The organism is Mesorhizobium sp. M0058, assembly GCF_040323095.1.
Taxonomy (GTDB): domain Bacteria; phylum Pseudomonadota; class Alphaproteobacteria; order Rhizobiales; family Rhizobiaceae; genus Mesorhizobium.
The window spans coordinates 1-13,446 of sequence record NZ_JAMYUQ010000003.1 but is presented as its reverse complement, the minus strand read 5'-3'; the positions used below and the strand labels follow the sequence as shown (position 1 = coordinate 13,446).

18 protein-coding genes are annotated in these 13,446 nt (G+C 57.6%); 3 read left to right on the top strand and 15 right to left on the bottom strand.

Going from position 1 to position 13,446, the window contains the following annotated elements:
- Window positions 1–4: 4 nt before the first annotated feature.
- Together NKJ75_RS05305 and NKJ75_RS05300 are read right to left on the bottom strand one after the other, a co-directional pair.
- Window positions 5–388, bottom strand: coding sequence for a hypothetical protein (locus tag NKJ75_RS05305; protein ID WP_352499278.1), 384 nt, complete (start codon window positions 386–388; stop codon window positions 5–7).
- Between the two features lie 877 nt (window positions 389–1,265).
- The gene (locus tag NKJ75_RS05300) at window positions 1,266–1,484 is read right to left on the bottom strand and encodes a hypothetical protein (RefSeq protein ID WP_352499277.1); all 219 of its coding nucleotides are present in this window, start codon (window positions 1,482–1,484) and stop codon (window positions 1,266–1,268) included.
- A 98-nt stretch (window positions 1,485–1,582) separates the two neighbouring features.
- On the opposite strand from NKJ75_RS05300, the gene NKJ75_RS05295 reads away from it, so the two are divergent.
- Complete coding sequence (locus NKJ75_RS05295; RefSeq protein WP_352499504.1) at window positions 1,583–2,263, top strand: OmpW/AlkL family protein; 681 nt, start codon at window positions 1,583–1,585, stop codon at window positions 2,261–2,263.
- Between the two features lie 344 nt (window positions 2,264–2,607).
- Here the strand turns inward: NKJ75_RS05295 and NKJ75_RS32835 are convergent, their stop codons facing one another.
- The 3 genes from NKJ75_RS32835 to NKJ75_RS05280 form a co-directional block, all read right to left on the bottom strand.
- The gene (locus NKJ75_RS32835) at window positions 2,608–2,859 is read right to left on the bottom strand and encodes an ArdC-like ssDNA-binding domain-containing protein (RefSeq protein ID WP_502903830.1); all 252 of its coding nucleotides are present in this window, start codon (window positions 2,857–2,859) and stop codon (window positions 2,608–2,610) included.
- Window positions 2,860–3,288: 429 nt separating this feature from the next.
- Complete coding sequence (locus NKJ75_RS05285) at window positions 3,289–3,504, bottom strand: helix-turn-helix domain-containing protein (protein ID WP_023682784.1); 216 nt, start codon at window positions 3,502–3,504, stop codon at window positions 3,289–3,291.
- A 174-nt stretch (window positions 3,505–3,678) separates the two neighbouring features.
- Window positions 3,679–3,957: a helix-turn-helix domain-containing protein gene (locus NKJ75_RS05280; protein WP_352499276.1), complete on the bottom strand. Its 279-nt coding sequence runs from the start codon at window positions 3,955–3,957 to the stop codon at window positions 3,679–3,681.
- A gap of 92 nt (window positions 3,958–4,049) precedes the next feature.
- On the opposite strand from NKJ75_RS05280, the gene NKJ75_RS05275 reads away from it, so the two are divergent.
- Window positions 4,050–4,328 (top strand): DNA -binding domain-containing protein, encoded by a 279-nt coding sequence (locus NKJ75_RS05275; protein WP_023671869.1) that lies wholly within the window; start codon window positions 4,050–4,052, stop codon window positions 4,326–4,328.
- Between the two features lie 8 nt (window positions 4,329–4,336).
- Here the strand turns inward: NKJ75_RS05275 and NKJ75_RS05270 are convergent, their stop codons facing one another.
- A complete protein-coding gene (locus tag NKJ75_RS05270; RefSeq protein WP_352499503.1) occupies window positions 4,337–4,768 on the bottom strand; it encodes a DUF2285 domain-containing protein in 432 nt (143 codons plus the stop codon).
- Between NKJ75_RS05270 and NKJ75_RS05265 the strand changes: the two genes are divergently transcribed.
- On the top strand, window positions 4,667–4,903 hold the full coding sequence (locus tag NKJ75_RS05265; protein WP_352499510.1) for a hypothetical protein: 237 nt from the start codon (window positions 4,667–4,669) through the stop codon (window positions 4,901–4,903). The two genes, NKJ75_RS05270 and NKJ75_RS05265, sit on opposite strands and share 102 nt — an antisense overlap.
- On the opposite strand, the gene NKJ75_RS05260 is transcribed toward NKJ75_RS05265, so the two are convergent.
- From NKJ75_RS05260 to NKJ75_RS05220, 9 genes are all read right to left on the bottom strand, one after another.
- A complete protein-coding gene (locus NKJ75_RS05260; RefSeq protein WP_023747687.1) occupies window positions 4,890–5,147 on the bottom strand; it encodes a transcriptional regulator domain-containing protein in 258 nt (85 codons plus the stop codon). The two genes, NKJ75_RS05265 and NKJ75_RS05260, sit on opposite strands and share 14 nt — an antisense overlap.
- 33 nt (window positions 5,148–5,180) lie before the next feature.
- The gene (locus NKJ75_RS05255; RefSeq protein WP_352499275.1) at window positions 5,181–5,807 is read right to left on the bottom strand and encodes an acyl-homoserine-lactone synthase; all 627 of its coding nucleotides are present in this window, start codon (window positions 5,805–5,807) and stop codon (window positions 5,181–5,183) included.
- A 90-nt stretch (window positions 5,808–5,897) separates the two neighbouring features.
- Window positions 5,898–6,626: a LuxR family transcriptional regulator gene (locus tag NKJ75_RS05250; protein WP_352499274.1), complete on the bottom strand. Its 729-nt coding sequence runs from the start codon at window positions 6,624–6,626 to the stop codon at window positions 5,898–5,900.
- A gap of 518 nt (window positions 6,627–7,144) precedes the next feature.
- On the bottom strand, window positions 7,145–8,551 hold the full coding sequence (locus NKJ75_RS05245) for an aminotransferase (RefSeq protein ID WP_352499273.1): 1,407 nt from the start codon (window positions 8,549–8,551) through the stop codon (window positions 7,145–7,147).
- Window positions 8,552–9,106: 555 nt separating this feature from the next.
- Entirely contained in the window at window positions 9,107–9,559 is a 453-nt protein-coding gene (locus tag NKJ75_RS05240; RefSeq protein WP_352499272.1) for a ubiquitination-like system serine protease family protein, read from the bottom strand.
- A gap of 5 nt (window positions 9,560–9,564) precedes the next feature.
- The gene (locus tag NKJ75_RS05235; RefSeq protein WP_352499271.1) at window positions 9,565–11,019 is read right to left on the bottom strand and encodes a HesA/MoeB/ThiF family protein; all 1,455 of its coding nucleotides are present in this window, start codon (window positions 11,017–11,019) and stop codon (window positions 9,565–9,567) included.
- Window positions 11,016–11,438 (bottom strand): E2/UBC family protein, encoded by a 423-nt coding sequence (locus NKJ75_RS05230; RefSeq protein ID WP_352499270.1) that lies wholly within the window; start codon window positions 11,436–11,438, stop codon window positions 11,016–11,018. Before NKJ75_RS05230 ends, NKJ75_RS05235 begins: the two co-directional genes overlap by 4 nt.
- Window positions 11,438–11,719 carry a multiubiquitin domain-containing protein gene (locus NKJ75_RS05225; protein ID WP_352499269.1) on the bottom strand — a complete coding sequence of 94 codons (282 nt, stop codon included), beginning with the start codon at window positions 11,717–11,719 and terminating at the stop codon, window positions 11,438–11,440. Before NKJ75_RS05225 ends, NKJ75_RS05230 begins: the two co-directional genes overlap by 1 nt.
- A 164-nt stretch (window positions 11,720–11,883) precedes the next feature.
- A complete protein-coding gene (locus tag NKJ75_RS05220; RefSeq protein ID WP_352499268.1) occupies window positions 11,884–12,381 on the bottom strand; it encodes an Lrp/AsnC family transcriptional regulator in 498 nt (165 codons plus the stop codon).
- Window positions 12,382–13,446 lie beyond the last annotated feature (1,065 nt).

Sequence of the window (13,446 nt, the reverse complement as noted above, 5' to 3'; positions counted from 1 at the left end):
CCTCCTATAGAGTCTTCTCACTAGGCGGTTTGTTCGCGGCGAATATCGGCCGCAGCCGCTGGCCCCCCTCGCGGACGTTCGGAGCACCGGTCCCGACCGGGTTTGCGAGAATTTGCCCAGCGCGTTCGCGTCGTCGAATGTAGACCGGAGCATTCCAGCGCGGTGAAATCGAGGGGTTAGGCCGGCGACGTGGGGCAACGACGTATGTCTTTCCGTTCGTCTGGATGCCCGCGTCGCCGTCACGCGAGACGCTTTGCAGGCCCATTAACGTGTTTGAAGCCGGCCCAATCGCCGGCCCGACCATGACGCGCCGGCCTTTCGGCGGCTTGATGGCAGGCGAAAGCGCGGTGTTCACTACGGCGACGGCATTTTCGGTGCGCATGATCATGGACGGCGTCTCGCTGATGCGTTCGCAGAGTCCCATGCATAGGCCGTGCCAGAGAAGGAAGCTTTTTAAACAACGGGTTGGCGGATTTACGTCCTGTCCGAAATCCGACATTGAGGGGGACGCTTCAGGGCGGTGCCCGATTTGTAGTCGATGTCGCCTTTTCCGAATAGCTAATCGGGCACCTTCTGCACCAGAATACTTCTCATGGAGACCAGCATCATAACTAACAGTGCAGAACCTTGTGTCTCTGCCGGACAAATCGCGATGTGCCTCTCCCATTGAGGTCGGCAGTTGCAAGAGCTGCCAGATCCTTCGCCCTATCGTGCCGTTGCACTGGCTCGATCCCGACATCCTCGGAGGCGGCGATCATGAAGAGTGACGCAATCTCATGTCCGCCGCGACGCCTCTCTCATGAGGAACCAATTCTCTGTGTTGGTGTCGGATCGATGCTCTTGATGACATGGTTGCGGATGGGCGCATGCCCAGACCTGAGCGCATCAATGATTGCGCGATCTGGGGCCTTCACCAACTGGATTGTCGAATCTCTGTAAAGATAGCGGGAAGGAGAATTGCGTTCTGACCAGTCTGCCGGTTCCAAAAGCACGACGCCATTCGGTCCCTGCGACTCAATCCAGGCGGGGGGATGAGGCCGCACAGCAGTCTTTTGCGCGCCCACCGGTCGGCCAGGATGGAGCCGTAAACGCAGTTATTCGATGATCGCCGCCGCAGAGTCCGCAGACTGTGCCGCGCCCGACACCGGCGACGTAGTGGCCGTCGATCGCCCCGTCGCCGATGTCGATCCGAAGCTCGGCCAGTTTCGCAGTGAGCTTCACTGCTTATTCCGCAGTGCCCACCGAGCTCGCACAGGAGGTTCTCATCAGGCGGTCACGGCTGCATTCGTTGTCGGATCTTCGACGATGTCGGACATCAGACACAGCGCAATCAGGTTAATCGTATTGTTCTGAAATGGTTTTCTCATTTGGCACGACACCTGCAAAGGAGTCCGCAAAACGCGCTGCGGCACGGACTGAGGAGAAATCATGCCATGATCAAGCGCGCCGAACATGCGGTCGCAGCCGCGAAGCAGACTGGGCAATGAGCGCTCCGCCACTATCAAGCAATTCGAGCAGGATTTTTCGTAATTCAGTCCACATTTCTGAAGAGCAAGGAGAGAATATCATGGCGAGAAACCAAATGCGCGCGGCGCGGGGAGTAACAGCGGCCGTTGTCCTCATTGTGATGGGACAGCAGGCCGTCGCGGCGGACCTTGCGCAAGCGGCGAGCGTCCCGCAGGCGGGAGCCTCGGTGACGGAAGCGCCAAGCCCTTGGCAGCTCCGCCTGCGTGCGTTGGGGGTCGTCACTGAGGATTCGGGCTACGTCAATGCAGTGCCCGGCTCCGATCTTTCGTATTCGAACACCGTGACGCCGGAACTCGATATCTCCTACTTCTTCACCGACAACATCGCCGCCGAGCTCATACTCGGCACCACCTATGCTAACATCGGGGGCCAAGGTACGATCGGCGGGCTGGGCAATATCGGCAAGGTTTGGCTGCTGCCGCCCACGCTCACCTTGCAGTATCATTTTACCGATTTAGGCGCGTTCAAGCCCTATGTAGGCGCCGGCGTGAACTACACGATCTTCTGTAACCAGGGTGCCGGCAGTGCCGATGCTCTCAAGGTCAAGAACACGTTCGGCACCGCGCTGCAGGTCGGATTCGACTACATGGTGGATCAGCACTGGGGCGTCAACTTCGACGTGAAGAAGCTTTTCCTTAAGCCAGACTTCGACGTCACGGTCGACGGCGCGAAGCTGACGGGAAAGGCGGAGCTCGATCCCTGGTTGATAGGCGCAGGTGTCACCTACCGCTTCTAACTACGAAAGGTGAAGACGGCTGCTGATCGCCGATCGGAAATAAGGGCGCCTCATGCGCCCTTATTTACGGTCGTCCCTGCACGCGCGACCTGAAGAAGCCGTTGTCGAGGGGCGGCCGCCCTCCTCCAGCGGACCAAGAAGGGTAACCTCGTGGTCAATGCGGGCTCGACTAACGCCTGAAATGGAGGTGCTTAGATGCGCTTCGGACCAGGATGGCTATTGGATATTGTTGATGGAAACCAAAGTTAGGTCTATGCGCGGCATCATTCTCCCGGACGTCATGTTTGAGCTATGCGCCTGTGTTAAGCAATCACGGAACTCCTCGACGCCGACAAGATGCCTTGTCAGCCACGCTGCGGCAGCTGCTGTTCTTTTGCTGCAGGAGCGGCGACTGGCGCATTGGCTGCATTCCTCGGCAGGACGAGGCCTGCTTTTGCGCTGCCCCATGGCTTGACCCATGGCACGGTGCCGGGCTCCAGCTCGGCAATGATGCGGTCGGTGATCTCCTGATAAAAGGCTGGCGCCGGGGCGCATGCCCTTGCCTGCGCAAGCCTCTGTGCAGGCACAACGCTTACTGTTTGCATGCGCCGTTTCATCCTCCGCTCACCAATCGCCGCGGCTTTCCCCGCTAGCGGGGTGGGCGGCGAGTCGCGACCGGAAAGGCCCGCCGTAGTAGGCGGACCGCACCCGAAGGACCGGAACGAAGAGGAGCACCCTGAGCGGCACGCGAAGGGTTGCGGGCTGCCGCGGCGGGCCTAGAAGGGAGTGCCGCCCACCCCGCGCCCACCGGGAAAGGCCAACAGACAAACCGCGCCGCCGCAAAGGCGGTGGCCGTCACAGCCCGAAGGCTGCCCACGCCAAGGGGCGAAGCCGAATGGCCGAGACCGCCTGAACTTGCCGAAGAAAGCGGGCTCGGTTCACGAGCACCGGCTGCGAAGGCGCGCGGGCGTTCCTGTCAGCAGCATGAATGCCTGAAAACCTTCTGGCCGAGTCTCATCAACCGCGTTTCATCCCCGCTTCCAGATTTATTCAGAATGAGGGTTGAGTAGATCGGCCGGATCGATTCCGAGCACTCTGGCGAGTTTCGCCACCGTATCAATGCTGGCGGCATAGACCGAGCGCTCAAGTGCGCTGACATATGTTCGGTCAACGCCAGCCTCATGCGCCAGCGCTTCCTGGGACAATTTCTTTTTTTGACGATGCCTACGCAGATTGCGGGCAAAGACCTCTCGGATTTCCATGCACGAGAAGCCACCCTCTTGTCGAGGATTTCACCACGGTGTATTCTCTACAAAGATCAGAGACATCAAAGGGCGAGCGGCTGCACGACAACATTTCGCGAGGGCAAATCCCCTGAGCCGTGAACTCAAGGACGGGAATCGTGAAGTTTGTCGGCCAAACAAAGCGCACGCCATCTACAGGTCACGAGCGCGACGCAATTGTGCCAGAAGCTCGCAAGGATCGATACCGAGAGCCTCGGCGACCTCGAGAAACTCGATGACGTCCAGCCGACGTTCACCACCCTCGTACTTGGCCACGAACGATTGTGGCCGGCCCAACATATCAGCAACCTGGGTCTGGGTGGCCCCTTTGGTTTTGCGCGCCGCAATCAGTCGTTGCAGCAGCCGGCGCTGGCGAGCTGATCGAAGTGATTTCGGCATCAGACGAACCGGGCCAAGAAGGAACCGGCTCATGGACTAATCCCAGTTTCGGATTATCCCATCTTAGGATATTGTGCGGTCAAAGATTTGCGCGGCGCGGGATAGGTCTTACGGCGAGAGATGAAATGGTAGACAGATTGCTCAAACCTGCTGTTGCCGACGAGGTCCCATGGGCGGAGAGCCTGACCGCTTACGACGATGAGCACTTCACGACATATTTGAAGCTCTTAGATGCATGCGCCGGCAATGCCAGCGAAGAAGAGATGGCCCAGGCGATATTGGGAATCGATCCGGTGCAAGAGCCTGCGCGCGCCCAAAGGGCGGTTCGCAGCCATCTCGCGCGCGCCCACTGGCTGGTGGTGGCGGGGTACAAGGAGCTGTTCTCTGGCCGCCAAAAGGCCTGATGGTGGCGTTATAGAAGAAGACGCTTATAACCACCGTTCATTAGCGAGCGCCCGCGTCTGACTGCACGGCGGACGCTGTCTCGAAGATGGTCACCGGGGTCGGCCCAGTCCTGCTCGACACGGGCTCTGCCGAAGAGAGCAAGGCCGATTTCGCGGTGTGATATGCCAGCGATGAAGCCGTCGAGGGCATGCAAGACTCGGCGCAACCGCGAGCTACGGGGCTCGGTCGGAAAGAATCCTGATTGCAGCCTGCCGGTCCAACAGAGGCTGTTCAGACATTCCAACGCGTTCAGGCGCTGCTTCAGTTCCTCTGGCGACCAGAGGACGGAGGATGTCAATTGCACAGGTTCGAGGATGCTGACGCCGGAAGCAGCCAGCTGCAAGCTCCTGCCACTGTCCTCGACCAGGAGGTGCTGATGCCCGTCCCGCGTGACGAGCATGGAGATGCGGCAGGAGTGCCGGGCGAGATCAAGCAAGTCGACCCCGCGCTGCCGCGCCGCCGTTTCGGCCACAATGGGCAAAACATGCGGACATTGGCAGGGGCACCAAAAGACGCTCGCATCAGTTCCTTTTGAGCTTGCAAAACAGAAGGCCCCACCGCGAGAGATCAACAGTATTCGAAGCCAGGCTGATAATGTCCATGGACCGGGCGTTCGTGCGTTCGGCACCGCGTAGCGCGTTCGCCAGATCTTTTTGGAAGTCCGGATTGCGCCTGAGGAATTCCCAGGCCCAGCCTCGGCTTGTGAGCTGGTCGACATAGCCATAGGCACGATCATCTTGCCTGTCCGGCCAAGCAGGGCCAGGTCTTGTTTCGTCCATTGCATCATGTCCAAAAAGGGTTGGATTGCAGGCTCAGGCGATCTTAATGACCGGGGTCCACAGGACCGGGCCCTTGAGCCCGCCATTGCGGCGGAGGGCTTCCAAGCTCTCTCTCGAGACGTCGAGATATCCGGCAACGGCGCGTGTGTTGCCAATTGTTTGCGGATCGGACAGTCGTTCGAGTGGCCAGCCGGCGCGACGCAAAATCCGCTCCATGCGCAGATCGGTTACGGTGATGATGCTGCGCAGACCGCGTGACAAACCAAACTCGACCATTCCGGCAAACAGCTCGTAGGTGCCAATTGCGATGCCCCCCTGTTTGGGCGCGGAAGGCGGCAGATCAAGCGCAAAACGGCTGCTTTCCCAAACACGTGGATCTTCCGGCGTTGGACGGTCGGCAAGAAGAGCGAAGAAGCTATCACGCAGCATCGTCGGTCCTGTAGTCGGCAACAGGCGCACGCAGCCGTCGATGCGTCCGGCGGGCGCACGCAGCAATAGGTAATGGGGACGAAGCGCATCGAACGGATCGACCTCAAAGCCGCCGCTGAACGAAACGTCCCAATCAAGTCGATCCCTGAAAACGCGATACCGCAAGCGATGCATCTGCTCGAGCTCGTCGCTGAACTCAGCGTAACAACCCGGCGTGATCAACTGCAACATGATGGCCTTCTCCTCGCATGGATAGCACCTGCGATTGAAGGCAAAGGCCGGAGTTGAAACAACCTGTGTATGTGCCCAGGTTCCGGGAGGTCAGATGAAGAGAGATGGCCGCGACAGTGCAAGCCGAACAGCTGCCTGAATAGCCGTTTTCACGCCAAGCTTCTTCCTGGCGTTATCCCGATGATAGGCTGCGGTGCTCCGACTGATTCCCAAGATGCGGCCGATTTCCCACGCCGTCTTGCCCCGAGCCGCCCACTTCAGACACTCCATTTCCCTTGGAGAGAGGGTAACGCCATCCACGGTCCTGCCGTCGGCCAGCTTGCGACAGGCATGAATATGGAAGAAGATCGCGATGAGTTCGAGCGCGCGGTCATATCGATTAATCAGGCGAAAGAACGGTGGTCGCCTTTCATCGGAGGCGAAGGTCAGTGCTGCAAATTTACCGGTTCTGTCATGGATCGGGATCGTGAAGCCGCAGTGAATGCCAAATTGCGTCGCCTCATCCATCAGTTGTCGCTGCTGCGTCGATAGTTCGAGATCAGCACCGTGCGCATCCCAGTTGAATGGTTCCTGACCACCACGCGCTCGATGAATTACCGGGTCAATCTTTTCATACCGACTGTGAAGGTAGTGAGATGTCCAGGATAGAGGGTAGGTGGAAATCAGGCGCACGTTGCGGCCCTTGCCAGAAGAAGGGAAAAAATAGGCGAAAGACGGCAAATCGAGCGAAGAGGCAATCTCGCCCAGAGCGTTGCGCAGGTCAGTCGCGTCAGCGCTGTCTGCGATCTGCCCTACAAATCTATGAAAAGCGTCTTGCATAGCTAAACTGCAGTGAGTTCTGGCCCCTCCAGGAGCCAAGACGGGCGGGCGAATGCGCAGCCATTCTGGGTGAAGGCCCGGCCGGAGACTGAGCTCCGTGCCGGGCCGTGCGCCTTGGGAGGGCGATACGTGCTCGACGGCGCTGTTATCGACGTCGAGACCTCATTCCAGCGCCATCTGTTAGCAGGGTGCAGTTGTCCTCTTGGGTTTGCACTTCATTGCGGTCGGGCTGTCTTTTTGCGTGCGGCTGGAGATGGAGGAGCTCAGCCTCACGGTACATTGGGGTGTGAGAGCGTCACCTCTACATTCTTGCAGCAGCTCACGTGAGCGTCTTCGCACGCGAAGGCGGCACTGTGTCTTTCGAGACTGGCGTCGTATTTCGGCATCGGCTGGCACACCCTCCATGCAAGTTGCCTTCAAAAACGGAGCGGATTGTTGCGCCCCTGCTCATGATGCTACACGGCTGCCGCACGTGAATATCCCGGCGATCCGAGTTGAAGGCGTCGTCTCACGCCAGGTCATATCGCGCCTTCCGCCTGCAGCGCACGGTAGGTCGTATCGAGTGATTTCGCAGTCGCATCGACGATGATGTCGATCTCTTTTCGGGTAATGATCAAAGGTGGGGCAAAGCCGAGAATATCCCCATGCGGCATGGCGCGGCCTATGACGCCATTTTCAAACAAAGCAGCGGCGACCCGCACGCCGACCTGAAGTCCGGGTTCAAATGGCACCCGGCCCTTCGGATCCCCCATCAGCTCCACGGCGGCTAAAATGCCGATGCCGCGAACCTCGCCGACAATGGGATGTCCCTCCAGTTCGGCTTTCATACGGGCTTGCCAATAGGGTCCGACGTCCCGAACATGTTCCAGGATGTTTCTTTCCTTTAGCAATTTGATGTTGGCAAGCGCTGCGGCAGCACAAAGCGTGTGACCGGAATATGTCCAGCCATGGCCGAGTGGGCCGTGCTTTTCCGTTCCTTGTTCCAACACCGACCAGACGCGATCGCCGATGATTGACCCGGAGATAGGGAGGTAGGCTGAACTCAAGCCCTTGGCGATGGTCACGAAATCCGGACGCATGCCATAGAGATGGGAACCGAATTTCTCACCGGTTCGCGCGAAGCCGCAGACCACCTCATCGGCGATAAGAAGGATATCGTACTTGTCAAGCACTCCTTGGATCGCGGCCCAATATCCCTTAGGGGGCGGAACGATGCCGCCGGTCCCAAGTACCGGCTCTCCGATGAAGGCGGCAACCGTCTCTGGACCCTCAGCAAGAATAAGGGCTTCAAGTTCGTTGGCACAGCGCCTGGCGAACGCTTCCTGATTTTCGCCATCATGCGCTTGGCGGTAATGGTGGGGCGTCGTCGTATGGCGCACCAAATTCAGAGGCAGGTCGAAGAAATCGTGAAAAAACGGAAGCCCTGTCAGGCTTCCGGTGACCAGCCCGGACCCGTGATATCCGCGATTGCGCGAGATGATCTTCTTCTTTTCAGCGCGGCCGAGGATATTGTTGTAGTACCAGACCAGCTTGATGTTGGTTTCGTTGGCGTCGGAACCCGAAAGGCCGAAATAGACCCTTCGCATATTCTGACCGAAATATTCGACCACGGCCTCTGCCAAGAGGGCAACCGGCGCCGTGCCTTGACTGGCATAGACATGCGCGAACGGCAGCTCATGCGCTTGCCGAGCGATGGCTTCGGCGATCTCCGAGCATCCATATCCCATGTTGACACAGTAAAGCCCTCCGAAACCGTCAAGGCTCTTTCGGCCGTCGGTATCCCAGATGTACACGCCTTCCGCACCGGCCATGATCCGGTTTGGCGTCTCGCCGCGGCTGTGCTTGGCCAAGTGCGTGGACGGATGGAAGACGAAGCTTCGATCCTTCTCCCGCAGTTGCTCGGTTCCCAGATTACTCAAGCTCATAGTTCCTCTCCTCGCGAGCAGTAGGCAGAAGACACTCACCCAGCCACCTATTAAAAACAAGCATACCCGCAAACACCTCTCGAGTTTCGCGGGAATGCACGTCTTTAGCCGACGAATTCGCGAAAATCGGCCTCGAACGCCGTGAAAAACCCGGATCTTGGGCCTCGCGAGTTACCCTGCCTTCATGCGGACGTATCGAGGCACGCCGCCGTGCTCTGATCGCCGGCGGATATCTGCGAAGGGTAGCGCATGCGTAGCCGAGGGCGTCGTATTTCGAGATAGCACCGCCCGGGCTGCCATCGCAGATCCCCAGCGGAATCTCCGCGATGCCTTCTTCGTGTCACACGAGCTGATGCGCGCGATCGTGGCAGCACCCATTGCGCTGATCAGGATTACCACCGTGCTCTCAAAACAGATCCGCAGCGTTATGGTTATGAGCGTTCGGATCGCTGAGTGATGCGGCAGGCATACTCAAGAAGGCCGCCCGGAGTCTCCTCATCTACCAGCGAAGGCCCACATCTCGTCACTATCGGTCCACGATCCTAGGAGCGTGCTCTAGATCCTCCTTTCGTATAGATCTGGACGGGCTCGCCAAGGCTCGACACCGGTATCCCCACACCAGTAAACTCTTCCGTCTCTAAGCCAGAAATGGCTCATGCACCCTTTGTTTCTCCAGACAGAGGGATCCAAAGTCGGCCTCCCGTATTGGCTCAGTTGGATACGCCACCAGGGGTCATGCGGAGGATGCATCGGTAACGAAACGACCTCGCCACAGCCACAGGGACACCTAAAGAGGGACCAGTATGGCCGCCCTTTGTGCACGATCGTGATGAACTGTCCTGGCGTGACCCTGTCATTCGGAGGTGTTTTTTCGAAAACTTCATTCCGAGCGAACAGTATACCCGGAAGTCGCTCCTCAGAAGGAGTCCTGTTGGGTTCTTTTGGAGTACGAAGACCGAGGATGATTTCCTCCAGCCGCCACACGAGCCTTAGCAGCCAAGACCACATACCAATTAACTCGCCTTACCTAGGGACGGCATATCGAGCCGGCAGCCATCCTCAGGCTTGAGCAATAAGCCATTCGGACCGCAGCAAAAGCATTCGGCATTGTCCCTTGGCATATTGCTGTGAATTGCCATATGCACGAAGTCGTACCATATGTTGTCGCGGCTAATGTCGGTAGGAAGCCGTCGGTAGGGGCGCACCAGATCAAACAATGTCGCTACGGCCATATCGGCAGTCGCACTGGTGAAAGGACCCACGCCGGGAGCCCGCTCGCCGCCCCCGACTAGATAGAACTCCGTCCGAAGCGTTTCTGGATCCAGCTCCGCCAACTCCGGACGTTCCTTTAGCGCACTCTCGTAGCTGAGCTTTTCCTCAGTGACGACGCCTTGGCACCTCAAGCACGCACCAAATTCGGGCAGAACTGTGCTAACCCGGCCTCTATGGTCACGCAGATAAGGCTGACGCTCCTGGTCGAAATCAATCTTGCCTGTGAGTCCGCAGTCAATAAGGCCTTGGCAGTAGTAGTACACTGCCTGATTGAGGACCTCCCTTCCAGCAACATCGTCAGTACAGCCGAACACTAGGTCAGCGCTGGAGATCGCATCAATCGCTTCCGGGGACTCGTTCACATATGCCGGGATGGCAGCGACAGCTACCGATAAACCTAGGTCTCGTATGTATTGGGCCAACGTGGCTGCTTTACTCTCGCCGATATCGGAACTGCGATATCCGCGCACGCGATTGAGATTGCTATCTTCGAGCAAATCCCCGTCGATAATGATGAGTTCGCCAACGCCGGCCCGGGCGGCGAGTGTGGCGACCGACGATCCCGTTCCACCACATCCGACGATTGCGATACGCAACGATCTGAGCTTATCGTTGAAAGGCTTGCCAAAGGCAGCCTCCTGGCGCCGGAGCACTTCCGATGGAGTGGCTTCATCTGTCTTGCCCAGATGAACTGCCAAGTCAGCCCCGAGCACACAGACATGCCGGACATCAGTCACGCGGTCAGGCGACGCACCCGACCGAACTCTCGCACACCACTGCCCGTCAGCCAAAACGGTCGCGATAAGCGACACATCACGGCCGTTGCAGCCAGCGTATCCCCTCAGAATGCTTTTTTCGTTCAGATCATCCTTCGTCGAGAAATCCAAAACGCCTCTTGGATGACTGTGGGCGAACCCCAACTCGAGCCGCTCCCGCTCGCAACGAATGTAGATGTCCTGCAACCTGCGCAGATTGATGCGCAAGTGAACCGGGGAGCTCTCTAGTATCCAGTCGCCATCCATCTCAATCACGTCAACCGCCACAAAACGCGTTGACGGCGATAGTCCCGCTACGGTCCTTTCCATTTTGCGGAAGAGAACTAGCGCGCCGCGCTCGTGACCGTCGGGGTGCCCCGTCAACCAACCCTTGAGCCTGCTGTCGAGAGAACCGGTAATGGCAATGCGAGGTCCGTTCAAGAACGCCTCGCGTCAGGGTATCTAAACGCCCACGAAATCCGGTCCATGATGTTTTGAACGTTGTCGACTTTTGCTTTCCAAGGATTTCCATTCCAGTGCCTAGACCAGCGGCAAAACACCACGCCTGCGTGAGTGCGCGGATCCTCATTGGGACCAGGGCCGCCAGTGTTTGGTATCAACCCACCGTCAGCCCTATACAATCGCGGGTGTACCCAGAACATGTCCCCCCCCGAGACATTGTAGTTCTGCGGAATGACATACAATACATCGACCGCATCCGCGGGCTTTTCGTCGGACACATAAACACCCTTGGGCAACGGAAAGTTTTTGAAAATAATAAATCGGTCACCCTCTTGTTCCTCAAAACTTACACCAGATTTTTTAAGTGTCTCGTAATCAGAATTGAACAACAGTGCCATTATGCATTTCCGGCTTCGGAGCTTGCATCCTGGGCGTAAAACTTTTCGATCCCCGGCTGTCCCAGATCGATTGGGTCATCCCCCCCAACCAGCCGACCGGGATGGCCGGCTACTTTCATATACAAGTCCATGCCGTCTGGTATGCCAGGACCAAGGCCTCGCACTTCGGAGCCCGTTATGAACCGATTGCTCCATTCGTAACTCTCGTTTTCGATTTTGAATTTGTACTTCTCGTGGGCAGCCATACCTTCGTCCTTCTTCCGTAGTTTTTCGGTAGCCATTGTCTCAAGCGCATCGTTGCTTGCGCACCCTAAATTGTGGAGTACACCCGGCCGACCCGCTCTTTATACCGCAAATGCCTCTCAGATTTCGCGGGAATGTACGTCTTTGGCCCTAAGATTCCCGGAATTGGCGCCGACCACCGTGGAATCAGCGCTTCAAGCGTTTATCTCTGTTTTAGGGAGGACAAGGGAATTGGTGAATTGGATTTCACTGGTTTCGTAACGACAAGGCTGTAGTATTGCTCGATCCCCAAGCCGGCCTCTAGCAGTCCCTCCATGAAGTCTTGATACGCGGCCATGGAAGGCGATGAAACGCGCATTAGATAATCAACCCGCCCCCCAATAGCCCAGCAGTCGAGGATTTCCGGAATCTGTTGGATCGCGGTCTCGAAGTGCCGTTGATCCTCAAGCCGATGGCGGTCCAAAACCACCTCCACCATTACAGATATGATGCCCCCGATGAGGGCTGGACTCAGGCGCGCGTAGAACCCCTCAATGATCCCTGCGCCTTCGAGCACACGAAGCCTCTCCGAACATGCTGAAGCTGAAAGGTGAACACGCTTTGCGAGCTCGCTTTTCGAAATCCGACCATCGGATTGGACCTCTGAGAGAATCCGTAGATCCCAAGTGTCTAGTTGCACCGGGCCGGATTTTAGTTTCATAATCTTGCTCTCAAACGGTGGCCGAAAGGGCAATTGGTCCCCCAGCAAATTCTATCCATCAGCTCAAGCGAGCGAAGGCAGTGAACATATCTGTCTTCGGCCCAATACGCGTACGTGTGAGGTTGCCGAATGTCAGGTGACCGCGCAGAAGGGTTTCAGAGAGTCGGGCCTTGCCCTTCCCTGCCCAGGTCCGGTGCTTGAAGTAATGGGCAAGCTAGACAGCACCGAGCGTTGATCGCATGTGCGGCCGACTCGACACCCTCATCTCTTACCGCACGGACCGGTCCGCTAAAAAGGCACGCTTCCCGCAGATCGAGCCTAGGGGCTTAATCCGCCCATCAGTTGGGGTCCGCAGCATGATTTCTATCAGTCGATAGCTACTTTGTTGATTCCTGGCGGGCAAATATTGAATCGATATCATATCTATCCAAGAATTAGATGGGGCCTCACACATGTCTTAAATCTAGGTACTCTGATCGCCCCTAGCTGTGAGCTTCAGGAGGTTGTCTATTCGGATCGAAACGAGGAGACTTGAAACCAGGCTTCACCACTCACCCGAGGGTGCAAATGGACTCGACAAAAATGCCGGTCTCACGCAATGCTTAGAGGAGATGGAGCTATCATTTGAGAGGCGTCTGTCACAAGCCGCTGCGGCGCGAACATATGCGTGTCGGCGGAATCGTGGCGCGCTGGCTGTCGCTGTGAGCGACATCGGATTGGGCGATCGGTCCGAAACTACGAGCGCCCGAACCCGAGCGAGATGATCCACTATCGAGATCAAGAAGCCTGGCTTCAGCCAATCGGCCAATGCATCACCGGTTGTCCACAAACAGGCAAGTCCCGCGCGCCGGCTGGGGAGTTCGTTCATTTGTGCTCGATGATTGTCGCATCGCCTTCTCGAAATCATGCCAAACGAGAAAAGGAGCGCATTCAGGGCGGCGGCCGGGGTTGTGTGCGTCAAGTTCTGCAAAATGGGCGATCATGATGCTGGTCATGCGGCTTGGCGCAGAGCGAGCTTCTTGTGCTCGCGCAGGTCGTCCATGTTGATGTATCGGTTGGCCTCCA

What these genes read in the sequence shown, in the direction of transcription:
- NKJ75_RS05220 (WP_352499268.1), bottom strand. Translation starts at nt 12,381, where the DNA reads ATGAAACTAAAATCCGGCCCGGTGCAACTAGACACTTGGGATCTACGG.
- NKJ75_RS05225 (WP_352499269.1), bottom strand. Translation starts at nt 11,719, where the DNA reads ATGGCTACCGAAAAACTACGGAAGAAGGACGAAGGTATGGCTGCCCAC.
- NKJ75_RS05260 (WP_023747687.1), bottom strand. Translation starts at nt 5,147, where the DNA reads ATGGACGAAACAAGACCTGGCCCTGCTTGGCCGGACAGGCAAGATGAT.
- NKJ75_RS32835 (WP_502903830.1), bottom strand. Translation starts at nt 2,859, where the DNA reads ATGAAACGGCGCATGCAAACAGTAAGCGTTGTGCCTGCACAGAGGCTT.
- NKJ75_RS05230 (WP_352499270.1), bottom strand. Translation starts at nt 11,438, where the DNA reads ATGGCACTGTTGTTCAATTCTGATTACGAGACACTTAAAAAATCTGGT.
- NKJ75_RS05280 (WP_352499276.1), bottom strand. Translation starts at nt 3,957, where the DNA reads ATGAGCCGGTTCCTTCTTGGCCCGGTTCGTCTGATGCCGAAATCACTT.
- NKJ75_RS05245 (WP_352499273.1), bottom strand. Translation starts at nt 8,551, where the DNA reads ATGAGCTTGAGTAATCTGGGAACCGAGCAACTGCGGGAGAAGGATCGA.
- NKJ75_RS05240 (WP_352499272.1), bottom strand. Translation starts at nt 9,559, where the DNA reads ATGTGGTCTTGGCTGCTAAGGCTCGTGTGGCGGCTGGAGGAAATCATC.
- NKJ75_RS05275 (WP_023671869.1), top strand. Translation starts at nt 4,050, where the DNA reads ATGGTAGACAGATTGCTCAAACCTGCTGTTGCCGACGAGGTCCCATGG.
- NKJ75_RS05305 (WP_352499278.1), bottom strand. Translation starts at nt 388, where the DNA reads ATGATCATGCGCACCGAAAATGCCGTCGCCGTAGTGAACACCGCGCTT.
- NKJ75_RS05255 (WP_352499275.1), bottom strand. Translation starts at nt 5,807, where the DNA reads ATGTTGCAGTTGATCACGCCGGGTTGTTACGCTGAGTTCAGCGACGAG.
- NKJ75_RS05270 (WP_352499503.1), bottom strand. Translation starts at nt 4,768, where the DNA reads ATGCTCGTCACGCGGGACGGGCATCAGCACCTCCTGGTCGAGGACAGT.
- NKJ75_RS05295 (WP_352499504.1), top strand. Translation starts at nt 1,583, where the DNA reads ATGCGCGCGGCGCGGGGAGTAACAGCGGCCGTTGTCCTCATTGTGATG.
- NKJ75_RS05250 (WP_352499274.1), bottom strand. Translation starts at nt 6,626, where the DNA reads ATGCAAGACGCTTTTCATAGATTTGTAGGGCAGATCGCAGACAGCGCT.
- NKJ75_RS05285 (WP_023682784.1), bottom strand. Translation starts at nt 3,504, where the DNA reads ATGGAAATCCGAGAGGTCTTTGCCCGCAATCTGCGTAGGCATCGTCAA.